This window comes from Chryseobacterium sp. DZ-32, assembly GCF_059587025.1.
The window spans coordinates 223746-246465 of record NZ_JCAIOM010000004.1 but is presented as its reverse complement, the minus strand read 5'-3'; the positions used below and the strand labels follow the sequence as shown (position 1 = coordinate 246465).

The 22720-nt window shown below is 36.8% G+C and carries 19 protein-coding genes and 1 tRNA gene; 5 read left to right on the top strand and 15 right to left on the bottom strand.

Features of this window, described 5'->3' with window-relative positions; genetic code table 11:
* Position 1: 1 nt before the first annotated feature.
* The 8 genes from AC59HC_RS06320 to AC59HC_RS06285 all read right to left on the bottom strand — a co-directional run bounded on the left by AC59HC_RS06320 (position 2) and on the right by AC59HC_RS06285 (position 12475).
* Positions 2-373: a VOC family protein gene (locus AC59HC_RS06320; RefSeq protein ID WP_202839374.1), complete on the bottom strand. Its 372-nt coding sequence runs from the start codon at positions 371-373 to the stop codon at positions 2-4.
* A 69-nt stretch (positions 374-442) separates the two neighbouring features.
* Entirely contained in the window at positions 443-913 is a 471-nt protein-coding gene (locus tag AC59HC_RS06315; protein WP_411412867.1) for a hypothetical protein, read from the bottom strand.
* Positions 914-924: 11 nt separating this feature from the next.
* Complete coding sequence (locus AC59HC_RS06310) at positions 925-1380, bottom strand: DUF1569 domain-containing protein (RefSeq protein WP_110011016.1); 456 nt, start codon at positions 1378-1380, stop codon at positions 925-927.
* A gap of 291 nt (positions 1381-1671) precedes the next feature.
* Positions 1672-2880, bottom strand: coding sequence for an ABC transporter permease (locus tag AC59HC_RS06305; protein ID WP_202839370.1), 1209 nt, complete (start codon positions 2878-2880; stop codon positions 1672-1674).
* 66 nt (positions 2881-2946) lie between these two features.
* On the bottom strand, positions 2947-3903 hold the full coding sequence (locus AC59HC_RS06300) for an HlyD family secretion protein (RefSeq protein ID WP_343639013.1): 957 nt from the start codon (positions 3901-3903) through the stop codon (positions 2947-2949).
* A gap of 11 nt (positions 3904-3914) precedes the next feature.
* Entirely contained in the window at positions 3915-5333 is a 1419-nt protein-coding gene (locus AC59HC_RS06295) for a TolC family protein (RefSeq protein ID WP_202839369.1), read from the bottom strand.
* Positions 5334-5916: 583 nt separating this feature from the next.
* Complete coding sequence (gene eco / locus AC59HC_RS06290; protein ID WP_110010523.1) at positions 5917-6405, bottom strand: serine protease inhibitor ecotin; 489 nt, start codon at positions 6403-6405, stop codon at positions 5917-5919.
* A 145-nt stretch (positions 6406-6550) separates the two neighbouring features.
* A complete protein-coding gene (locus AC59HC_RS06285) occupies positions 6551-12475 on the bottom strand; it encodes an alpha-2-macroglobulin family protein (protein ID WP_429813731.1) in 5925 nt (1974 codons plus the stop codon).
* A gap of 18 nt (positions 12476-12493) precedes the next feature.
* Here AC59HC_RS06285 and AC59HC_RS06280 point away from each other — a divergent pair, with 18 nt between their 5' ends.
* The 4 genes from AC59HC_RS06280 (at position 12494) to AC59HC_RS06265 (ending at position 14987) form a co-directional block, all read left to right on the top strand.
* On the top strand, positions 12494-13249 hold the full coding sequence (locus tag AC59HC_RS06280) for a UbiA prenyltransferase family protein (protein ID WP_202839367.1): 756 nt from the start codon (positions 12494-12496) through the stop codon (positions 13247-13249).
* A 3-nt stretch (positions 13250-13252) separates the two neighbouring features.
* Positions 13253-14332 (top strand): DNA replication/repair protein RecF, encoded by a 1080-nt coding sequence (recF, locus tag AC59HC_RS06275; protein ID WP_110010520.1) that lies wholly within the window; start codon positions 13253-13255, stop codon positions 14330-14332.
* A 122-nt stretch (positions 14333-14454) separates the two neighbouring features.
* Complete coding sequence (locus AC59HC_RS06270) at positions 14455-14748, top strand: hypothetical protein (protein ID WP_202839365.1); 294 nt, start codon at positions 14455-14457, stop codon at positions 14746-14748.
* A 71-nt stretch (positions 14749-14819) separates the two neighbouring features.
* On the top strand, positions 14820-14987 hold the full coding sequence (locus AC59HC_RS06265; protein WP_157885754.1) for a hypothetical protein: 168 nt from the start codon (positions 14820-14822) through the stop codon (positions 14985-14987).
* A gap of 50 nt (positions 14988-15037) precedes the next feature.
* Here AC59HC_RS06265 and AC59HC_RS06260 read toward each other — a convergent pair whose 3' ends face one another.
* The 3 genes from AC59HC_RS06260 to AC59HC_RS06250 are packed head-to-tail and all read right to left on the bottom strand — an operon-like array spanning position 15038 to position 18816.
* The gene (locus tag AC59HC_RS06260) at positions 15038-17068 is read right to left on the bottom strand and encodes a transporter-like protein (RefSeq protein WP_496558254.1); all 2031 of its coding nucleotides are present in this window, start codon (positions 17066-17068) and stop codon (positions 15038-15040) included.
* A gap of 13 nt (positions 17069-17081) precedes the next feature.
* Positions 17082-17726 carry a monofunctional biosynthetic peptidoglycan transglycosylase gene (gene mtgA / locus AC59HC_RS06255; protein ID WP_110010517.1) on the bottom strand — a complete coding sequence of 215 codons (645 nt, stop codon included), beginning with the start codon at positions 17724-17726 and terminating at the stop codon, positions 17082-17084.
* Between the two features lie 43 nt (positions 17727-17769).
* Positions 17770-18816, bottom strand: coding sequence for an ABC transporter substrate-binding protein (locus AC59HC_RS06250; protein ID WP_496558253.1), 1047 nt, complete (start codon positions 18814-18816; stop codon positions 17770-17772).
* 59 nt (positions 18817-18875) lie between these two features.
* Between AC59HC_RS06250 and AC59HC_RS06245 the strand changes: the two genes are divergently transcribed.
* A tRNA-Arg gene (locus AC59HC_RS06245) sits at positions 18876-18949 on the top strand.
* On the opposite strand, the gene AC59HC_RS06240 is transcribed toward AC59HC_RS06245, so the two are convergent.
* The 4 genes from AC59HC_RS06240 to AC59HC_RS06225 all read right to left on the bottom strand — a co-directional run bounded on the left by AC59HC_RS06240 (position 18915) and on the right by AC59HC_RS06225 (position 22661).
* Positions 18915-20489 (bottom strand): recombinase family protein, encoded by a 1575-nt coding sequence (locus AC59HC_RS06240; RefSeq protein ID WP_496558252.1) that lies wholly within the window; start codon positions 20487-20489, stop codon positions 18915-18917. The two genes, AC59HC_RS06245 and AC59HC_RS06240, sit on opposite strands and share 35 nt — an antisense overlap.
* An 81-nt stretch (positions 20490-20570) precedes the next feature.
* Positions 20571-20723 (bottom strand): hypothetical protein, encoded by a 153-nt coding sequence (locus tag AC59HC_RS06235; RefSeq protein ID WP_172617134.1) that lies wholly within the window; start codon positions 20721-20723, stop codon positions 20571-20573.
* Between the two features lie 436 nt (positions 20724-21159).
* Positions 21160-22392, bottom strand: a complete 1233-nt coding sequence (locus AC59HC_RS06230) for a type II toxin-antitoxin system HipA family toxin (protein ID WP_496558251.1) — start codon at positions 22390-22392, stop codon at positions 21160-21162.
* On the bottom strand, positions 22389-22661 hold the full coding sequence (locus AC59HC_RS06225; protein WP_419486640.1) for a helix-turn-helix domain-containing protein: 273 nt from the start codon (positions 22659-22661) through the stop codon (positions 22389-22391). The genes AC59HC_RS06230 and AC59HC_RS06225 overlap by 4 nt, the downstream gene beginning before the upstream one ends.
* Between the last annotated feature and the right edge of the window lie 59 nt (positions 22662-22720).

The window sequence follows — 22720 nt, the reverse complement described above, 5'->3', positions numbered from 1 at the left end:
ATTATCTGTGTTGATCTATAAGAATCATATTTCCATCCGGATCTTTCAGATAGATATGTTCTGGCCCGGAGGTGGTTTCATCGGCTTCTCTACTGATTTCAACTCCGTTTTCTTTTAATCTTTTCTGAATTTCACGCACATCATCAAAAGATTCCAGATTCTGTGCATTTTCGTCCCATCCCGGATTGAAGGTAAGCATATTCCCATCAAACATTGCCTGAAAAAGTCCTATCAGCGTAGAACCGTTTTTCATGATCAGGTAGTTTTGTGCTTCTGTTCCTGCCATAGTTGTAAACCCAAGCTTCTCATAAAAGTCTTTTGATTTCTGAAGATCTTTTACGCTTAAGCTGATTGAAAATGCGCCTAGTTTCATAATGTTGGTAAGTTTTTAAAGTAAGCCCCCGAGGTCTGGGGTATTGTTAAGTCGAATAATGAGGTTGTTTTACTGATTTTTAAGATGGGTCTTAAATTCAATGGTTCCGTCATAACTTTTCCAATCGCCTGTAAGTTCGATGTGCTGCTCTTCAATTTTCTCTGTCTTTCTATTCCATTTGAAATTGTAGACAAACTTCCCTTTGAAAAGTCCGGAATGTTTTCCTTTATTCTCTTCCGCCAGCTCATACTCCCCGTATACGGTTCCCTGTTTTTTGGAATCTTTATATTTTAAAATGGTAATTTTGCCTTCAAATTTCGTGTAATTGGTATCCACAAGGGAATATCCTGAAACAAAATATTCCTGATCATTTTTTTTATTCTGCTCAGAGATATTGATCTTCAGTTTCAGTTCCTGACCTTTATTTCCAATGGTTCCTATATAAGGTTTACTGTTATTCAGCCATGTATTGGAAATATCAGGCATCTGACCCCATACAAAATTGGCAGCCAGAATGAAAAGTAATAAAAGTTTTTTCATACAAAGTGTGTTTAAACGCCAAATTGTGCCAGGTGATGGTTCAGGTGCTTGGCAAACATATTGTTCCATTCCTGGGAATTCAGTTTACCAAAAGAAAAAGATTCTTTACCATCGAACGCATCTGCTCCCAGCTGCTGAGTCTTCTGGATAAAACCAATCAGTCTTGTTTTTTCTTCATGAAAATTCTTTCTGGTGGTAATCAAAAACTGTGGAGCGGTAGGTGAATCTCTTGGATATGCTTTTTCTCCCACTACTTTAGGTTTTACAAAAGTTTTTAATATAAATTTTGCAATCGCTCCCGGTTTTTTGTGTTTTTCCGGTTCATATACCATTTCATAGGTAATACAGCAGTGTGCCAGCATCTGGTCTACTGTCATTTTTCCCCACAGACCGTGTGTATCTTCCACCAACTTATTTATTCTATCAATATAGTTTTGAGCATCTTTTGCATCAAATACATTTTCCATATAATTTCTATTTTACTATGGACAAATATATCAGTTTTTTTGTTTGATTTTATCGTTGGCTGAAAAAATTGAGGGGTGCTTGTTATGAGATACGAGTTACGGGGTACGGGATTCGAGTTCGAAAGTTTTTCGGCTATTTTTCGATTATTTTTTACGTATTTTTCCCTGCTCTTTAATTTGTCGTCGGGTATAGATACTGATCATCTGCCAGCCTATATACTACAAAAGTAACCAGCAAACCAGCATCATATCAACCTCTAACTTAAAAACCAGCAACAAATTAACCAAAAACTACTCTATCTCTTCCCGAGAAGTATCCTCAATTGTAATTTCCTGGGGTGCAGATTTTTTGAAAATAAACCATAGTTTGATCTTTAAAGCAATCCAGCCGATAACAGCATATATTACTAAAAGGATACTTAGATGTTTCAGATACGGGAAAGTAAGCTCTACCGAACCTTTTTGAATCAATAAGATCTTGAAAGCCTGTAAAAAGGGAGTCAACGGAATAATATTCGCGATAAACTGTACAAAAGCAGGCATTGCATTCAAAGGCCATGTAAAACCACTGATAATGAAAGCCGGCGAAGCAATGACCATCAGGATTTGTGTCGCCTTCAAAGCATCCGGAATCAGAATACTGATGAATACTCCCAGAAATGAAACCGATCCTACAAAAACAGCGGTCAAAAGAATAAAATTAAAAATTCCTTCCGGCATCGGAACATGGAAAATCATGTGCATAAAGTAATAAATACCTACAATAAGAACAGAAAACACCCAGATCGGAATGACTTTTATCAACATGGTCGGGAAAGCCCATTTTTTCATTTTAAGATATTCTTTCACAAAAGATCCTCTTTCAAATTCAGAGGCAAAACTCACTGCCATTGCCAGCAGAATGACCTGCTGTAATACCACTGCCAGCATTGCGGGCCACATGAAAATCAGATAATTTCCGGTAGTGTTAAAGAGGGTGATATAATTGGCTTTGAAAGGTTCATATTGTGTTGCAGCCTTTGCAGCAGGCATTCCTGCTTTCTGAAGTGCTTTAATGGAAGCTCCGGCAGAAAACGTTCCTATGGTCAGCTGAAGTGCTTTTGATGCAAAATTTGCCGTTAAAACATTTCCTGTATTGATATACACATTCAGTTCAGGATATTTTTTCTGCAGCATATCTCCTTCAAATCTTGAGGGAATAATAACCACAGCAGCTGCCTCATGCCTGATTACCTCATCTTTTATGCTTAAAGGTTCCTGCAGATATCTGATAATTTTGATGCTTTTATTATCATCCAACATTTCCGTCAGTTGGTTGGATAACGGTGTATTGTCTCTATCAACAACCAAAACAGGAGTATTTTCAACTTTTCCGCTTTTGTAGACAAACCCCAGCAAGGTGGCATAGAAAACCGGTGCCAAAAAGAACACCGTCCTTAAGGTGGAATTGCCGATAAAAAGTTTGAACTCACGTTTCAAAAGACGGAAAAATTCTTTCATCTGTATATTTTTATAAGTGGAAGAACGAAATGAAATTTTATAGAAGCTTCATCTGTCCTTTTCAATTTATTTCAGGATTACGTTGGCATTGACTAAAATATTTTTAGCCTTATTCATGTCTTTGGGTTTTACTTTGATCTCGTAGATAGCGTCTTGTAACTGATAGTCCGGGTAAGCCGTGGTGATATCCGCATACTTTGTCAGCTGTTTAATATACACGATAGTTCCCGTAAGGTTTTCTTTGTTATAGACTACCTGCATGGTGACCTCCTGTCCTTTTTTATATTTTGAAATAGCACTTTCCGGGATGGTAAATCTGAAAAAAGTACTCTCAGGAATATATCCGTTGAACAGAGCAAAACCAGCGGTTGCCAACTCGCCAGTATTCAGGCTGATGGTTTCGATCTCCATATCATTGGTGGCAATAATATATCTTTCGGAATAGGCTACATTTGCTTCCTGCAAAGCGCCTTTAGCCTGTGATGCCTGTCCGGCCGCCATTTCTACTTTTTCGAAACGGGTTCCTCTTTTCACATCATCAAGTTCCGCCACTACAGCATCATATTGTGCCTTTGCTCCCTGCAATTTTGCGTAGATTTCGTCATGAGCCTGTGGAGACATTAAACTGTCGCGGAACATATTATTGGCTCTTCTGTATGATTTCTGAGCAAATTCATATTGTTCCTTCAATCCTTTATATTTGGCCTGAAGCTGTCTCATCTGATCGGCTGTTGCTCCGTTTTTTGCCATTTGCTCCTGAGCCGTAGCCGCACTTACTGCTCCTTGCGCCTGTGCAATTTTTGCAGAAACTTCCGGTACATCAAGCTGTGCCAGGGTATCTCCTTTTTTCACAGTCTGACCTTCGGAAACATATATTTTCAGAATCCTTCCGGTAACTTTAGGGGCAAAAGAGATCACATCCTTTTTGGTTTTTCCTTCCGGTTCTTTGATTTTCTCGTTTTTTTTGTCACAGCTCCCCAATAAAAACAGAGCAGCGAAGAGTATAGATATATTTTTATGCATCATTTAAATTTTTAAGGGATTAAATAAAATTTGGTGATATCCAGTTCCTGGGTAGATCTCATCAGTTCTATCCCCGCTCTTCTCTGGTTGAAAATGGCATTCTGATATTCCAGTTCTGCAACTTCAAGATCATTTTCGGCATCAATAAGCTGTGAAGATTTGCTCATTCCGTACCTGAATTCTTTTTCTGCCTGTACGAGTGCATTTTTTGCCAGTTCTTTTTCTTTGGCTTTCAGGGCAATTTGTGCAGAAGCAATATCATAATTGGTTTGATTATTGGCAAGATTCAATGTCAGCTTTTTCAAAGCGTCATCTTTCTGATTTTGCAATACTTCTTTTCCGACTTTGGCGGTTTCTTCAGCATGTTTTCCTTCTTTCCCGTCAAAAATTTCCCATTTAAAACCAACCCCTGCAGTAATCAATGGAAATACATTGATGTTATTCGGTCTCCAGTCTAGTTTTTTCCCTTCATATCCAAGAATTGGCACAGCAGGAATGATATTTTCGGATGACTTTATTCTGTTTCCGTATAATCCGATATAATAGGCGGAAGCCATCAGTTGTACTTTTGGAATCATCCACGTTCTTTCCGCTTTTATTTTATAGTCCGCCGCACTGATTCCATGTTCCAGTGCACGGATTTCTGCTCTCTGTTCAATCCCTTTTTCTGCAGCCAGCAATTCTACAGGAGATAATACAGGATCAATCATTCTGAGCCTTTCTCTTTGAATCCCTGTCAAAATATAAAGCTGGGTAAGAAGAAGTTCTTTTTTCCCTTCATATTCTACCATTTTAGCATCCAGAGTAGCCTGGGCGAGTTCAATTTTCTTATGGTCATAAGGCGTTATCAAACCATAGCCAAGCGCTTTATCAGCTGTTTTTCGGTTGATATCCAATCTTTTTTTACTTTCATCCAGAACCTTTTTAGACTGATGAATCAATGCTAACTGATCATAGGCTTTGGAAATGGTGGCAATCACCTCATCTTTTGTTTTTTCCAGAAGGATATCTTCAGACTTTTTCTTTTCTTCCACCGCTTTTTTCATGTACTTCACCTTTCCTCCTGAATACAGCAGCATTTTGGCATCTGCCTTGGCAATACCTGAAAATCCGGATACATTGAAATTATTGTTGAAAGTCCCTTCGGGAATATTGATAAAGGGAGCGAGATTGAATTCCGGGGACGTCAGTCTTGCTGTTCCGTTAAGATAACCGGCCTGACCGCTCAATTCCAGGGTTGGAAGAAAGATATCCTTCAGTTTGTGCTCGTCAAGATCGGTAAGCTTATTTTGGGTAATCTGCATTTTAAGGTTCGAGTCCCGAACCATAGCACTATCCAGAAGTTCTTTAAAATCCGGCGCAGACTGTGCCCAGCCAAAAGCGGGGAAAGCAAAAAAACTAAACGTAAAAATCAATAAATTGTTTTTCATGGTTTATGTTTACAACAAATATAATGCAAAAATTATTAAAATCTTTAAAGATAATTCTACAAGATGGTGAATTTAAAGTAAGTTTAAAATATGTTTAAGTTTAAAACCTTATAAAATAAAGTTTTGTCGGAGTCGTTTAAATATTAATTAAATACTAGAAAACCTGAAAAAAATTTTAACTCTACTTTTTCTGTATTATTTTTACGACACTTTTTTCAGGAAACAAAGGAAGAAAAGAACATTTTCTGAAAAAAATCATTCTGAATTTGGAATTTGGATTCCTTCGGAATGACAAACTGGATGGATAGGCTTGTATAATAAATTTCTTAATCTATAAAATCTGTGAAAAACAATATTTAATAGGAACGGGCTTTAGCCCGTTTAATAAAAAACAAAACTTCAATTGGCTTCAGCCGAAACCAAAAGTACAACGCAGTCTTCGCAAAAGCATTGTTGATAGCTTTGAATTCGTTCGCAAGGGCGTTTCACTTAGCAAAGACATGACGAATTATTTTACCCTGAAAAAAACGAAAACTCCCCACATCGCTGTGAGGAGTTTTCTATATAATTATAATAAGCTGATTTATTTTTGAACTGCTTTTTTCATGGCAGCATCAGGACGTAAAATTCTGTAACGGACTTCAATGTCTTTCGGTACATAGAATACCAATGGAAGTTTACTGTTGTATCTTACAATTTCAGGCTTTAGGGTAACAAACTTTTTAGTCAGTTTTTTATCCAGACAAGCCATCAGCGTTCCCGCTGTTTCTCCTTTGGATTCTACTTCATAATAGTTGTATCCCCATCCCTGAAGATCCTGGGTTTTCATTTCTCCCATTAAGAAATAATTGTTACAGTCTAACATTTTTTCAGCACCTACAAAAAGCTCAACTTTTAAATCGTTTTCGTTTTTTGCTACAGGAAGCTGAATATATACTTGTTTATAACCTTCTTTTGCTTTCGGGAACATTTCAATCTGTAGTTTTTCAAACTTTTCTGCTTTCTTTTGTGCAAAAGCATTTACTCCGGCCATCAATACCAATCCTGTAATTAAAGTTTTAGAGAATTTCATCTTTTAATAATTTTTTTAATTGATATTACCTTAATTCCAAAAACCATTCCAAATTAAACAATTGTTTGATTTTTCGATTTTATTCTATTTTGCTTGAAATTATAAACAAAAAACTGCAGTAACAATTACTGCAGTTTTTTATAATTTAGTCTGAAATCGCCACATTAGTTCCTTTTGTATGGGCATTCATCTGTGGTGCGTAATAATTCTGCATGGTGGTAATTCCGTTGGAGAACCTACCAGATGCATTGGCAACGACGTCATATTCAAATACATATTTTCCTTTCGGCATATACTGAATATAGAAATTGGTAGAAGCATCTTTGGTTGACTGATAGTAGCCCACATTATTTTTCCATTGATATCCGGATAATACATCTGCAGGTTCGAACCCTGCTGCACGCATATCTTTAATATGAATAAATTCCATGGCTCTGTCTGTATTCAGAATCATCCTTACGGTTACTTTATCTCCTACTTTCAGTGGGGTTTCTGTTGAAATTTTCTGAAGCTCTTCTCCGTTTACCGTTTTCACTTTTTTATACAGTTCTTTCGTTACAGAAATATAATTTTCAGAAGATTTGATTTTATCGAGATCTTCGTAATACTGCCAGAACAATCCTCCCTGAACAATTCCGGGACCAGGTTTTGTAACCGTTACGGTCGCTAAATTTTTATCTATAGCTTCCGGTTTCACGGTTGATTTTACATAACCAGTTGCCTGTGTCTGAGGAGCCAGTTCTTTTCCTCCCCAAACAATTGTTGCTTTATCACTTTCAGCCCCAGTCCATGATTTTCCTGAATTCAAAATGGTAAAGATCACCTCAGCTGTTCCTCTTGAGCTTCCCCATGAGTTGACTTCTTTTTGGGTTACCAGCCATATCTTGATATCTTCAATAAAAGATTGATCATTAGCTTTCAATTTGTTGAAAGCTTCCAGTGCTCCGGCATGGTTAACTACTTTTGAACCAAACCATCCCCAATCATTCAGGTTTTGTTTCCAGTAGACTCCTTGTGTTTTGGTATCTGTGGAAGTTTCTTTAAAGTAAGTCATTAACTTATCTGACACCTCTTTCAGACCATAATCGTTCATCAATAATGCCGCACGGTGAAGTCCGAAGAATGTAAAATCTGTGATCTTAGCTGTCTTGGCTTTTTGCTTTACCAGCGTTTTCAGGGTAGCTCCTTTTCCTTTTAAAGGATATTGCTGCTCCCAGTAGTTTCTGGTATCAAGATAATCCATCGTCCAGTTGTTCCAGACATTTCCTTTTTTTGCATCAAAATATTTATTCACCTCATTATCTACATACTGGATCAATTTAGCAACAAGTACTTTTTGATCTACATTTTGATAATCCTTCACATTATCTTTTAACCATGAATTAATTTTTCCTAAGTTTTTAAGGATATACAATGACGTTCCGTAAGAACTTGGATAGCCGGGATACCATGAGAAGCCACCATCAGGATTCTGTAGTTTTTTGAAATCATCCCAATCCTGATTGATAGAATTTTTCATCGTATTGACATCAAATAACAACGCTAATTTCTGCATCTGCTCACCCTCATTTTTACTTTCCAGCACCCACGGAGTTTCTTCAAGCAGCAACTGTTTCAACTCCTGATTTTTTTCCAGATTTGATTGTAATAGCCCTTTGTTCTGATATTCTTCAAAAACTGTTTTCATTTTCGGATTGGCTTTGAAAATTTCCGAAGCCAAAACATCTGCAAACCATTTGTTAAAGATTACGTCTGCAGAGTTATTCTGGTCATTTTTCAGACTTGGAAGGGCAAACATGATCTCCCAGATCGGATTGGTTGTCAGTTCCAACGTATTGGAAACATTGGAAGCCGTTGTGGATCTATTATTTTTAAGATTATCTAATACAAATGTTTTGGTTTCGCCTTCTTTCACAAAAACCGGAACAGCATCCGTCACAAGCATTCTGTTAGGCAATACAGCAATGGCTTGCTGTTCTCCGTCAGAATAAGCTCCCGCTTTGGCCACCACTTTGAAAATAACAGAAGAAACATCATCCGGAACCTTTAATTTCCATGTTAACGCACTGCTTCCGTTTTCATTAAGATTGAAGTTTTGTACTCCGGAAGTGACCCCAAACTTCGAAGAAATATTTTCATTGGTAAAGGCATCCAGAATCTGTAATTCGGCAGAACCATTCAATTTTTTATCGGTAAGATTGGATAACTTCGACTGTAGATTCAACTCGTCTCCTTCTCTCAGGAATCTAGGATAGTTTGGCGTTACTGAGAATTCTTTCTGCGTTACCACTTCTTTTTCCAACGTAGCTGCTCTTGCATCTTTGGTGTGGGCAAGGAACATCAGTTTCCACTTGGTCAATGCTTCCGGAGAGGTGAACACGAAGTTGACATTTCCTTCTGAATCGGTTTTCAAATCCGGATAGAAGAATGCAGTTTCATTCAGATTCTGGCGGACAGCTACTTTATCCAAGTCTTTCTCTACATCAACAGAGCCAGGAACGTCTGTATATCTTTTTCTCTCCTCTTCCGTCAATTGTCTTCCTGAATCAAGGAGATCAATCGCACTATCATTCAATACCACAGCTTCTTTTGCCACGGCAGATCTTGCTGTTTTAAATTTGGCACCAGCAATTGGTGATGGGGGTAGTGCAATTCCTTCCTGATTGCTAACTCCTACAATGGTTTCTCTTGAAATTGAATAATAATTTCCATCAAACCAATTAAACTGTGGCATCTGCACATATCTGTCTTCAAAATATCTTAATCTTTTATAATAGCTTTGCTGTTCCAGAAAATTTCTTATTCCATAAGAAGTTACCATTACAAATGGTGTATACAATTTCCTCCAGCTGTAACTGTTCGCTGCAAACTGATCCAGAGACATGTCATACATATTGGCCAATACTTCAGCATTGATCTTTTCCTTGTCATTTCCGGTTACTTTTACCGTCCATTTTTCTTTAACGTTAGGTTCCAGCTTATCTCTGAAAGTAATGGTTTCTATTTTCAAAGGTTTTTCTGTGTCTTTTATTTTTAAAGAAACAGATTGTGTATTCACATCATTAAATGCTACCAGCTGAAACTGAAGGTTAAGATCCGAAACACTTTTATCTTTAGGAATTTCAGCCGTGTATTCTAATATTCCCTTTTTCATCTGATGAACTTCGGAAACGGTTTTTCCGGATCCATCCTGCACAAAAACATTCACCAGTGCATCAGGAATTGCCGAGAACACATAAACTTTAGCTTTTTCACCTCTTGGCAATTCTTCTTTCGGAGCAATCACTGTAAGGAAAGTTTTCTGATTGGGTTTTAAAGCTGTTTTATCCCAGACACTGAAATACTGTGAAGTTTTGATAGTATCTTTTCCTTCAATATTGAAAAGTTCAAGTTGATAATCCCCTGCTTCCAGTTTTCCTAAATCAAGACTGGTTGCTGCCTGAGAATTATCAGCGGAAGGCTGCTGCTGTCTTTCAATCAGTACTTTTTCGGTTTTCCAGTTTTTCATCTCATCGTTTTTATCAAAAAGATCATGTGGAAATTTGCTGATAAATTCTTCTTTTGAATATTTCGGAAGATTCTGAATATCAGATTTGAAATTATCTCTGAAGATCCTGTCCGGAGCAGTCAGCTTCGATAACTTAACCTGATAAGGTTTCTTTAGATTCTGATCGTTATAATTTTTGGTTTCCACCTTTACTTTTACATTTTCGTCTGTAAAAGTATTGCTGATATTTTCTGCCTGAATGTAATGAGAAACAGAAGCCACTTTCAATTGGGTATCAGCCGTCTGTGTTTCTCCATTGATATCTGTAACAGATGCATTCACTGCATAGTTATCAATCTGTATTCCTTCCAGCTTTTCATCTTTTTTAAGTTCCAAACGAATCGTAAACTCTCCTTTTTCATTGGTTTTTGCTTCGCCCAGAATCGAGTTTTCATTATCATCATTCTGCGGATACCAGCTGAAATATCTCCATCGGATATTCTGTTTTTTGATTTCATAGTTTACGGCCGTATTACTCAGCGGAACACCGGAAAACATAACAGCTTTTCCTTTCAGTTCTATTGTCTGGCCATATTTGTATTCCTCTTTAACAGGAGCAAAGGTTACTTCAAATTTTGGTCTTTTGTATTCTTCTACCCTGAAATTTTTATATCCCGTGCTTTCCCCTTCTATTCTCAGATAAAAGTTACCGTTCAGTTTTCCTTTCGGAAGAATGAAACTTCCGTGATAAGAACCGAATTCATTGGTGGTAAATTCCTGGGAAGAAACCTCTTCACTATTGGTGTTCAATAACGTTATTTTTTGTTTCAATCCTGAAAGAACAGCTTCAACTTCCTTATTCATTCTGGTATTCACCACCTTAAAATAAACAGTCTGTCCGGGACGGTAGATTCCTCGGTCAATAAAGATCTGGGCAGTTGAACGGGTTTGTTTGTTAGGATTGTAATCTTCAACAAATCCTCTGTTTCCATACACCTGCATGATCTGGAAATCATTGGTTTTAGGCTGCTGGATCAGGAAAGTTCTGTAATATTCTTTACTGTCTGTGGAAGGAAACTTAAATACTCCGTTGGCATTGGTTGTTCCTTCAATCTTATTTAATGTTGTATTAGAAACAAATTCATAAAACCGAAGACTTTCATTAGCCAAAGGCTTACCATTCTCGCTATTAACCAGTTTCAATTCATCCGAAAGAGGGTTTCTGTCTGTTTTGGACTGATAAATAATTCTGTTTCCGGAAACCAGAAAATATAAATTATGTCTGGAGTCTGTATCTTTCATATCTGCTCCCGCCACCGTAAATTCTGCTACATATATTCCTGATGGAAAAGGTTTTACTTCGAGTGAAGTGGTATGATTCTGATAATCCTTTGGATCCGGAAGCTGGAATGTTTCTTTTCTTACCAGATTCTTTTTCAGATTTCCGAAAGTATTGGAATAAGAATTCTGAACGTATTGAAGGAGTGATGTAAAATCATCCTTTACTTCGTAAATATTCAGGGTAAATTCTGATACATTCTTATACTGCGCAACAAAATGAACCGGCAGATCATTCTGGGTCTGGGATTCATATTTTAAAGTCAGATAAGGATTGACAATCTGGGCTTCTTTACTTTTAATATTCTCCAGGAAAGCAGATTTCGGATAATCACTTTTTGCCTGTGCCGCTAATGCAAGAGCTTCTTTAGGCTTCTTACCCACAAGCTCATCCATGATGTCTCCCATAATAACCACTTTATAATCTCCCTCTACATTGGATTTCAAAAGATTCTGAAGCTGCTGAAGTTTATCCTTGCAATGATTGAAATTACAGTTTTCCGTTATCTTTTCTTTCATGAAATACAACTTTGGATTTCCCGTATTCTGTTCGATCAGTTCATCATACATTGCATTGATTGCTGTACGGTTGGCTGTCAACTCATTTTTGGTAAAAATGTTGTTTTCAGATAGAAACGTTATTTTTTTAACGGCATACCAATCCGCCAATGTCGGAAAATAGGCAAAGTCTCCTGTCTCTGAAAAGATATTCTTATACTTTTCCAACGAGATCTTTCTCATTTCAGGTTTTTCCTGATCAAGCTCCTGAAAATTTTTAGTCAGGTAATTTTTAAAATCAAGTTTACTCCAGGTTTCAATCTGCGAAACATCCTGAGAGTTGATATTGGTTCTTCCGTTTATTTTCCATGAATTCTGTTGATAATAATCCATAAAAAAGCCATTCAGCAGAACTTTGTACACCAGTTTACCTTCTCCGTTTATTTTTCCTTCTGCCTCTTTAAGTTTTTTAAAAAACTGAGAAGCAGCATCATTCTGGTCATCGTCAACAGTTTGGTTTACAATACTGAATTCCGCTTTCAGAGAACGGATCAGCTCGAAGGCATTATTTTCTTTCATGGCTTGTTTTTGTATGTCTAAAATAATGGGAAGATTAGATTTATAAGCTCCTTTTGAACTATTTTCAGCCACTTTTTTCCATTGGGTATCGTAATATTTCTGTGCGGATACCGTTGAAAAGCTCAGCATTACAAGCAAAAGCAGAAAAATCTTGGAAAATCTTTTCATATATATTAATTTTGATAAATGAACATCTTAAAAATACTGAAAAAAACCGTTATAGACAGCCAGCTTTATGTCTCTCTTATGGGAACTCTTTTTGCAGTATTTTTCATGAAAGAGCAAAACACATTCCGTTTCCCTACCTTTGCACTTATTTTCATCACTTATTTCAGTGGTTATCTGTATACTAAATACCAATATACCAGGCACTTTTTAAAAATACTTGTTCTCAATGCAGCAGCAGGAATTGTCTGTGCTTTTTTAATCATTCATAATCACAATGAAATAAGACTGCTTAAATGGTTTATCATTGTCATATTGGGATTGCTTTACAATAGTTTTTTTCTTGATGTTTATATCCGGAAAATTCCCTTACTGAAAGTTTTTTACGTAGGATTAGTATGGGCATTGGTTAATTGCTGGCTTACCCTTCCTGAATTTAGTATTCCTATTTTTCTGATCAGCTTTTTCTTTATCACCGCACTTGTTCTTCCTTTTGATATCCGTGATATGAACAGCGATACCGTAAAAACCTTTCCTATGCTGATTGGGGTACAAAATACCAAGTACATTGCTTATGCACTTGTTTTCATCAGCAGTATCATTTCTGCTTTTTATCTTGATTTGGAATATGCGCTTGCTTTTTTTATGGCCAGTATCACAACTTATATTCTCATCTATTTCTCTGAAAATAAAAGAGATGACGCTTATTATTCTTTCGGGGTGGAAACTTGTTCGGCACTTCCCTTTTTATTTTTACTAATAATGAAGTATTTTTGACGAATGATTATCAAAAAGCTTTCCCTCTATAATTTCAAAAACCACTCTGAGAAAAAATTTGAATTCTCTCCGCAAATCAACTGTTTTGTAGGTAATAACGGCGTTGGGAAAACTAATATTCTGGATGCTTTGCATTATTTATCCGTAGGAAAAAGCTTTTTAGGAAATACGGACCTTAACAATATTAAACAGGAGGAAGACTTTTTTACCATTGACGCGGAAATTCAGAATGACGACAGCGAAGATATCATCAGAATTACCCAGCCTAAGGAAGCTAAAAAGGTCATCAAAAAGAATGATAAAAACTACGACAGGCTTGCTGATCATATCGGTTATCTTCCAAGTGTTATGATCTCGCCTTATGATTCTAATCTTATTTCGGATTCCGGGGAAAGCAGACGAAAGTTTCTGGATGCAATGATCTCTCAGACGGATTCTGAATATCTTTTTGATCTTATTCAGTATCAGAAGACCATTCAGCAGCGAAATGCGTTACTGAAATATTTTGCAAAAAACAGAACCTGGGACAAAGATTCTCTGGAAATCTATGATGATCCGATCACCAGATCCGGAACAAAAATATTTAAGAAAAGAAAAGAATTTGTAGAACAGCTCAATCCAATTGTTCAGAATTTCTATCGTATTATTTCCGGTGGCAAAGAAACGGTATCTGTTATTTACGAATCTCACCTATTGGAGGATTCTTTTGACAATCTTTTAAGGGAAAGCCTTGAGAGAGACCGTATGCTCACGTATACTTCAAAAGGAATCCATAAGGATGATCTTCTTTTTGAAATGGATGATGTGTTAATCAAAAAAATCGGATCTCAGGGACAGCAGAAATCGTTCCTGATCTCTTTAAAACTGGCTCAGATGAGTCTTGTAAAAGAGCTCACCAAAAAGACTCCTATCCTGTTGCTTGATGATATTTTCGATAAGCTTGATGATACCAGAGTTTCGCAATTGATTGAACTTGTCAACAAGGAAAGTTTCGGACAGATTTTCATTACAGATACTCACAGAGAGCGTACGGAAAGTGTTGTGAAGAAAATTAATGAGGAAAGTATCATTTTTGAAGTTTAGTTAAAAAAATATTTAAGCCGATTTATATATATCATAGTATTTTTTATCTTAACTTATCATTCTAAACTCCATCCTGAATCCCGAAACACCAAACCCGAATCACGCAATCCCGAGCCCCAACTATGAAGAAGAAAAAACGTGAATATCAATCCTCCGAACTGGTAAAATCTTTTGCCAGGATTTATGGTTTTGAACATAAACTTGTTGCTTTTGACATCAAGGACTTCCTTGAAGAGTATCTTGATGAAAGTCTTTTCAATGAAATCAGAAGTGTCAATATAGAAAAAGAATGTATTATCATTAAAATTGATTCTCCTTTACTGAAACATGATTTTACGATGCGTAAAAGCTTTTATCTTAAAAAGTTCCAGGACAAATTTGGGGCAGATAAATTTAAAGATTTACAGATTTTATAGTTTTTTTGATATCGTTTTACATTATCATTCAATATTATTGATATATTTATCATACAAAAAAAATTAATCTCATGAAAAAATCAATTGCATCAAAAAAACTGACAAGAAAAACTTTAAAAACAATACAGGGAGGAGGCGTTGGACAGATCTGCTGTGCTGTAAGCTGCGCTAATGAAAACGAATGTGCTTATTGGACAACATTGCCGACAAAATGCCCATTACTTCCTATTTGTCTTTAATAGCTATAACAATAGAAAAATGCTACCCTGGGGTAGCATTTTTTATGATATTAATGTTCTTCTGATTTATTAGAAATGGTACTGCTCATCAAATCGTCTGCTTTCTTGTCCAGACCTGAGCTAAGCGGCAGGAAGAATTTCAGCGGATGTTTCGTAAAGTATCTGAAAATCTCTTTATAGATTTCACTTACCTGCCCAAAGTTCATTTTTCTTGACCTGAAGGCCAAAAACATGGATAAACTAAAACTTACCAGGAAGTTGAAGAATCCGATTAAAAAGACGGTAAAAAAGGATATCCAGAATGTATAGGAATCTACTGAAAAATCTTTTCCGTACAGTCCTAATGCAAAGTTTCCGGCGGCAAAGGTAATGTGTCTGATATCCAGATCCAGCCCGAAAAACATTCCGACAGGTGCAGTTGCTCCAAGGAAAACTCCAAACCAGAAATTGGAAATAATTCCCGGCCAGTTTTTAGCATAATATTTTGAAAGTCCTTTTGCGAATTTCTTTCCGAAAAAGCTTCTGATTGAAAGGTTTTTGGCAATTCTTTCCGGGATCTGATAAAATACCGAGTTGTTCCCGATATTTCCCGAAATAATTCCGGAAATAAAGAGATAGAATCCGGCAATACTTGCGTGCAGGATAGCTTTTGATTTAAAAGGATCGAGGTCTTTTAACAATTTATCAGAACGTTCAACGGCAAGATTTTGTGAGAAAAAGACATCCAGTCCATAAATAATGGCAAGCGCTACCGGAAAAGCAAGCAACACATTCCCTACAAAGGCAATGAACTGACTTCTGAATAATTTAGATACCAAATGGGCAAATTCTGTATTATTTCTTTGGGCATTCCCCTCTTCGGATAATACTTTTGTCATCGTAGCGGCAGTCATGGCCGGCTGTTTTGTAGCAAGGGTAAAACCCATCAGATAGATCATCACGAATCCCATTGCATAGTTCATGGAGTATAGGAAAGCGTGTGAAAAATCACTTCCGGGAATATATCCATACAGCATTTTCAGAACACAGAGCGCTCCTACAATTATTCCACCGCCGCTTGCCTTGTAGAACATGGTCATATACTCTTTCCGGTTAGAAGTTATATAGTGAGTTCCGGCTTCTGCAGTATGGTTGGTAATAAGATGGGAGATCAGCCTTGTACTGTCGTTGATAAGATCTGAAATGTTATTTTTATGGGATTTATAGCTCAGGATATTAAAGATCAGCTGTTTTGATTTGATCTGAACATCTTCTTCGGAATCAATTACCAGTAATTGTACGATCTCATAAATTCTTTCTGTCTGCTGACGGATTTTTAACAGGGATTGATTAATCTTTCCTGAAATACCATATTTAGCGGAATTTTTAAAAGAAATATTCACAAACTCCTGGCATTGTTCTGCGTAGATTTTTATCTGCTTATATCTGCTGTCTTTTGAATGCAGCTGTACTTCCGGATCTTTTACAAGATCATCTGCCAATGTCTCCAGCTCATTCTGTAGAGCCAGAAAGGGATTGTCTAAATTTCTGTATTGAGGTGCCATTCTCACTACTTCCACTTCCATCGCCATTCCGGTTACCCTCCAGGAAAGGATGTTCATAGAGAATATAAGTTCTTTTTTCACATTAGGACGGATAATAAAATCCGATGCTCCCAATAAATGTAAAAATTCATTGATCTCGTTTTCAGGAAGATTATGGAGATATTTCAAATCTTTTTTCGGCCACATACTGACATTATCGATCATGTACCAAACCGTATTTTCGTTTTCAACGGGTGGCAGAACCTTGTTCAGTATTCTTTTTTTAAGCTCAGGTAAAAAGGCATTTTCTGAAAGAATATTCGCTTCTGTAAGGGAAAGGTTGAAAGGTCTTCCTCTAAAAATATTATGAATGTAATATTTAAAGTTCTGAGCAAAATCAGGATTGCTTCTGAAGAAATTAAGCACATCTGTAAAGTCCGCCTCTTTTATGGTCTCCAGAAACTCTGCAAAGGGTTCTAAAGAAAGAGTTTCGTTCTTAAAAGAAAAATATTTTTTAAGAACTGACTCAAAATTTGTGCTGGAATTAAAGAATTTCATTAGTACAAAGATACTATTTCAAACTCACATTCCTCATCTGTCTCATAATCCAATTATGTTTCTTTCTCAGATATGGGGATGGATTTTTAGGATCATACTTCTTTGGATTAGGCAATACAGCAGCAATCCACGCTGCATCTGAGACACTTAAATCTTTGGATGATTTGCCAAAATAATATTGTGCCGCAGCTTCCACTCCAAATACTCCCTGCCCCATTTCTATGGAATTCAGGTATCTTTCAAGGATAATATCTTTTGTCCATACTTTTTCGATGATGAAAGTATACACCGCTTCCAGTCCTTTTCTTACCCAGCTTCTGCCCTGCCAGAGAAATACATTCTTTGCCGTCTGCTGGGAAATGGTGCTTCCACCTCTTATTTTTTTGCCTTTCTCATTATATTTCATCGCCTTTTCAATGGCTGTATAATCGAAACCGTCATGAACAAAAAATTTCTGATCTTCTGAGGCAATTACGGCTTTTTTCACATTGTTTCCCATTTCGTCATAGGAAATGTAATCCCTGTGCAGTTTTCCATATTCAAAAAGTCCTCCAATCTGGGTAAGAGTGATGGGAGGATTAAAAAATCTACCCCAGATGATAAAAACTACATTCAGAACAAGAATGATGAAGATAAGCTGTTTAATTTTTTTCCACATAACTTGATAAAAAGGAAAGGCAAAAATAAGCAAATAGTACGAGTTACTGCAATTCTTTCATATAAGTAAGCTGATAATCCGGTAAAAGTTCCGGATGGAAGATCTTAATATAATCTTTAAGGATCAGATCTGCCCTTATCACACCGCTTTCAAAAAAATCATTGGCTTTCAGTTTTTCTTTTCCGGCAATGGTATATATTTTCCCTTTATTGAATACATCCAGTTTCCCATAGAAAGGATTCATGCCAAGCATTTCTTTTTTCGAAGCATGGCTTCCTGCATTTACCCAGTACTGAACACCACCGGCTTTGGCATATACTTCCTCAAAACTCATTGTCAATGCTTTTTCGTCTTTATTATCCTTCATGATATAATTCGCATGGGCATCTGAAATATAATGAGCCACGGAAGTATTTCCTCCCGGAAGATACCAAACGTCTCCATACATCTCATTGGCAAGTACAACAGGTTTTTCTTTTGCTTTTGATGCAAGCTGCTTCAGATCGTTATAGTTTTTCTCCACTTCCTGATATTTGGTTGCTGCTTCTTTTTCTTTTCCTAAAAACTCTCCGAAAATCTTGATGTAAGCCGTTTTTTCCAAAGGTTTCTGTTCCATATATTCATCCAGAAATATTACCTGGATACCGTTATTCTTTAAAAGCTCATAAGTATTATCAAAACTGGCAATATGATTGGTAAAAATAGCATCCGGTTTCATAGAGATGATCTTTTCCACATCATACTTTTGTTCGCTTCCTACATTCTGAATTTTTCCTTCTTTAATCAGATTCTGAATTTTTTCTGAATAAATATACTCCGGACTGGAAACTCCTATGATTACATTTTCCGCTCCAAGCTCCGAAATATATCCGGTCATACTTGCATTCAGCAGGATTATTTTCTTGAAAGGAGTCTGATTTTGCTTAAAATTATAAGTAAAATTCCCCGATTTTAGCTCCAGGACACCATCATGTTCCTTAAATTGGGTGCGGTTTGAGATATTTGTCCAATCTGAGGACGAAATTTTTGATTCTCTTTTACAGGCAATTAGCGAGAAGACCGTAAATAAAAGTAAAATTTTCTGTTTCATGTTTCAAAGAACGGAAAAAAGTGGTATATTTGCAACCGTTAAACAACAAGATAACAAAAGGCCTCGTGGCGCAACTGAATAGCGCATCTGATTACGGCTCAGAAGGTTACAGGTTTGAATCCTGTCGAGGTCACAAAACCGACATTTGAAGATTTTTCACTTCTTTGTCGGTTTTTTTTATTTCCTAATTCCTTCTTTATCAGAAAGATAGTATGTACAAAAGTATTGATTTTTGCGGTTTGAAAATTCTCTCCGTCAAAGGTTAACTTTTCAGGATATATCAAACCAATTATAGCTCTTTTGTCTACTGAATCTGCTTTTTTATATCTCTCAGAAATTTTCGTAACAGCCTTCAAAGCCGCGTCCAGCTTAAGTTCTACGTTATTATCCTTCTTGGTTTGCTTTATCGAATTGAGTTTGAATAAGAGTCGGTCAAGTTCATCCTTATTTTTTGTCTTCACTGCTCTAAAATCCTCTTCATCTAATTTATCTTCCAGATATAAATCTCTTGCTTTTGCTATCTTTTGTTCAATTCTGGTGACTTGCTCGGTCAGTATTTTTCGCTCATCATCAAGGCCGTCCGAAACACTTGAAAAATTTTTCATCATTATAGTTTTTAACAAACTTGCAAATGCTGGAATAAACTCAAATTTTGAAAGTTCTGCCTCAAATAGTTCATTAACTATTTCAGAGTTGTGACGGAAGCCACACGCTAAAGTACAATGGTAATAGTAATAATGCTTTGACCTTCCTTTAGCACTACTTGCAGTTAAATTTTTTCCACATTTTGGGCATAGCAGTAATCCGCGCAGAGGATACCTATCTTCATTGATCACCCTACCTCCCGGTAAAAAAATATCTTTATTGCTTTTCCTTCTGAGTATATGTTGAACTTTCATAAAAAGCTCTTCTGAGATTAAAGGCTCATGTTTGCCTTTAATAACTCTCTCTTCTTCATCACCATGGGCTTTTAGCACAATATTACCACAATAAACCACATTGCGAAGAGCCTCAAGAAAAGAATTACGTGTGAGTTTCCTACCCTCCCTTTTATTCATTAGCTCTCTAACTTTTGCACTTGGCAGATGTCCTTTCGCTACTTCCTTAAAGGCCCAGATGATGTTAGAGGCCTCAGGTTCTTTTACTGCCACATATTTTCTGCCATCTTCCGTGCACTTATTGATATATCCGTAAGGCGCAGTTCCCATCATTCTGCCTTCTTTAATGGCTCTGCGCATTCCATAAATAACATTCAATGCACGACGATCATTTTCTACTTCAGGAGTTGAAAGATATATAGCCAATAAAAGTTTATTTTCAGGAACTCTCAAGTCTAAAGGCTGCTCAATAGCCTGAGGAGAAATATTTAACTTAGTAAGTTTAGAGATCATCTGGTAAGCTTCGCTTGTATTACGGCTAAACCTATCCCATTTCGTAAACAAAAGAAGTCTAACTTCTTTAGCAGGCTTGCCTCTTCTGAAGCTAAACATATATTTCTGCCACTCTGGTCTGTCGAAAGTTTTTGCAGAATGATCCTCAAAAATTACCCGATCGATTTGAATATTTTGACTATTGCAATGTTTGCGAAGGCGCTCTTCCTGATCGCGCTGTGAATAACCTTTATCAGCTTGTTCATCCGTTGAAACTCGGATATATAAATCGGCGATTTGCATAAAGTTTTCATTAGTATGTTAGAAGGTGACTAATATTGAGATCAATTTGATTATCAATATTATATTCACTAAAATACGAAATTAATTTTTAGCAGAGATGAGCTCTTTGAGGGTCATCTTTACTAGAGTATGGAGTAAAGCCAGCACATCTGAAATTTCTTTTTCAGACATATTGATGTTTGATCTTTTCAATATTTTATCGGCCTCACTTACCGACATTTCGTTAAACTTCATAAGCGGTTCGAGCTCGAATTCCTTCAAATCTCTAAGTTGAGAATCTTTTTGTTTTCTTTTGCTACGCATCGCCCCTGAATACTTATCGCGTTAACTTATAGATTAATTGATCATTTTGACTCAGTATATTTTTTACAATAACTGTTATTTTAATAATCAAATATTATCAGCTAAAATCGCAATAAATATGGTAGAATATGGCATCATAAATTGATCAAAGTCTATTTAACCACTCAATGGGTTACTAACGAATTTTGATTTGTAATAAAGGATTAAAATAGAATAAACTACAAGAGCAAATCTTATAGTTCTTATCATTTAAATTGTCTAGCCAGTAAAACATTATATAAAACGAAAGCAGATATTTGGAAAAGCTTTCTGCTAAACATCTCCAGTCCAAAAAATACCCAATCAATCTTTATTCACCGGATAATAGCTAGAGCTTTGTAATCATACGATTGATTACTTCTGCATTACGCTTGTCTACATCGAACTCTTTTGACAAATCTTTCCATTGGTTTAATGCATATTTAGTCTGTTCAATAACATTATCGATTAGACTCTGTGGGAGTTTAGCTTCCTGACCTAACTTTGCCAAATGTTTTATGCTTACATTTCTGCCCTCTCCTAGGACCATTGTACTCTGCTGTCCACCAGGACCTGTCGAAAATGTTAAATCGTATGCAGGCGAAAGTTTCCAGTTACCTGTTTCGTCCATTAAAAAGCTAAAGTTCTTTGCATGGTCATCCCTATTGTGAGCCATAACATTGAAAACCGCCAATCGATACATTTTTTCGACTTCACGAATATCTTTTGTCAGGGTCGCAGTCAAATTCAGTAAATCTTCGTAATCAAGCGAAGGTAACCTGAAATTGCTATGCAACAATCCGCTTACGGTATGCATATGTATTCTCCTATTACCGTCCCTGTCGAATCTCTTCACTGCGAAATAACCGCTCCCACCATTTTGAGAAGGAAATAAATGCACATCCGGCATTGCGATACCCGCTTCTGCAGCCATCAGTGCATAGACATATTCAATAGCTCCGGAATCCGGACCGTCCTGTGAATTGGAAAACTTAACCAACCAATGTTCAAAAGTTTCGTCTAAGTTCTGGGCTCCGTATAAAATATTTTTACGTTCGCTATCTACGCCAATAAGTGCTTTAGGCCTGGCACCTGCTGATGAACCATTTAAAGCTAACAGCTCAGTAATTACCTCTTCCGAACTTCCTTCCAGGACTTTTTCAGTTTGTACAGCCAGCACGTCCAGGTCAACTTTATCTTGCGGCACTTCAGGACTATTATCCGGCTCGTAGACTAATGCTCCCATTCCGTGCATACCTACGTGAGCAAGGCGGTCCAGTGACGAAACATCTGAAGGCATCAATCCAAAGGTTCTGATCATTCTGTCAAACAGCAATCTTCCCCAGCCATCCGGCAAGCTGTCGCTGAATACTCCTGCCAATCCGTCAAATGGATGCAGAGGCAATTCACTAACGCCCCTTTTCAGAGGCAGCCTGAAAGGAGATATTTCGATTCCTGCGTCAAAAAAATTGTCATCGTATTGGAAGTAGATGACACCATCACGTATTGCAAGACGTCCAACAGGCTGGACTGCCAAGCCAAAATCTAACCCCACTTTTATTTCTGCAACAGGCTTAATCATTTTCTTCTACCTCTTTTTTTAATTATACTATCATCTTGTTTTAAAACATCATCTATTGAATTGAAAGCTGGCTTATCTGGCTTAAGAGCATCTAGCAATTCTTCCAATCCTCCAACCACCATCAAGATCTTTAGAAAAGAGTCCAGAGAAATCAATCCTTTTTGCTCAAACTTCCTAAGGGTGGAAAGTGCTACACCTGAACGTTCAGCAAGACCTTCCTGAGTAAGCTCCATCAGAAGCCTACGGTCACGAACGTGAGTAGCAATCATCTTTTGCGTCTTAGACAATGACATAAGTAACATAACTGTATTATTTAAATATCTTTACA

Excerpts from the sequence above, each read along its gene's own strand:
- AC59HC_RS06320 (WP_202839374.1), bottom strand. The coding sequence starts at position 373 with ATGAAACTAGGCGCATTTTCAATCAGCTTAAGCGTAAAAGATCTTCAG.
- AC59HC_RS06315 (WP_411412867.1), bottom strand. The coding sequence starts at position 913 with ATGAAAAAACTTTTATTACTTTTCATTCTGGCTGCCAATTTTGTATGG.
- AC59HC_RS06310 (WP_110011016.1), bottom strand. The coding sequence starts at position 1,380 with ATGGAAAATGTATTTGATGCAAAAGATGCTCAAAACTATATTGATAGA.
- AC59HC_RS06305 (WP_202839370.1), bottom strand. The coding sequence starts at position 2,880 with ATGAAAGAATTTTTCCGTCTTTTGAAACGTGAGTTCAAACTTTTTATC.
- AC59HC_RS06300 (WP_343639013.1), bottom strand. The coding sequence starts at position 3,903 with ATGCATAAAAATATATCTATACTCTTCGCTGCTCTGTTTTTATTGGGG.
- AC59HC_RS06295 (WP_202839369.1), bottom strand. The coding sequence starts at position 5,333 with ATGAAAAACAATTTATTGATTTTTACGTTTAGTTTTTTTGCTTTCCCC.
- eco (WP_110010523.1), bottom strand. The coding sequence starts at position 6,405 with ATGAAATTCTCTAAAACTTTAATTACAGGATTGGTATTGATGGCCGGA.
- AC59HC_RS06285 (WP_429813731.1), bottom strand. The coding sequence starts at position 12,475 with ATGAAAAGATTTTCCAAGATTTTTCTGCTTTTGCTTGTAATGCTGAGC.
- AC59HC_RS06280 (WP_202839367.1), top strand. The coding sequence starts at position 12,494 with ATGAACATCTTAAAAATACTGAAAAAAACCGTTATAGACAGCCAGCTT.
- recF (WP_110010520.1), top strand. The coding sequence starts at position 13,253 with ATGATTATCAAAAAGCTTTCCCTCTATAATTTCAAAAACCACTCTGAG.
- AC59HC_RS06270 (WP_202839365.1), top strand. The coding sequence starts at position 14,455 with ATGAAGAAGAAAAAACGTGAATATCAATCCTCCGAACTGGTAAAATCT.
- AC59HC_RS06265 (WP_157885754.1), top strand. The coding sequence starts at position 14,820 with ATGAAAAAATCAATTGCATCAAAAAAACTGACAAGAAAAACTTTAAAA.
- AC59HC_RS06260 (WP_496558254.1), bottom strand. The coding sequence starts at position 17,068 with ATGAAATTCTTTAATTCCAGCACAAATTTTGAGTCAGTTCTTAAAAAA.
- mtgA (WP_110010517.1), bottom strand. The coding sequence starts at position 17,726 with ATGTGGAAAAAAATTAAACAGCTTATCTTCATCATTCTTGTTCTGAAT.
- AC59HC_RS06250 (WP_496558253.1), bottom strand. The coding sequence starts at position 18,816 with ATGAAACAGAAAATTTTACTTTTATTTACGGTCTTCTCGCTAATTGCC.
- AC59HC_RS06240 (WP_496558252.1), bottom strand. The coding sequence starts at position 20,489 with ATGCAAATCGCCGATTTATATATCCGAGTTTCAACGGATGAACAAGCT.
- AC59HC_RS06235 (WP_172617134.1), bottom strand. The coding sequence starts at position 20,723 with ATGAAGTTTAACGAAATGTCGGTAAGTGAGGCCGATAAAATATTGAAA.
- AC59HC_RS06230 (WP_496558251.1), bottom strand. The coding sequence starts at position 22,392 with ATGATTAAGCCTGTTGCAGAAATAAAAGTGGGGTTAGATTTTGGCTTG.
- AC59HC_RS06225 (WP_419486640.1), bottom strand. The coding sequence starts at position 22,661 with ATGATTGCTACTCACGTTCGTGACCGTAGGCTTCTGATGGAGCTTACT.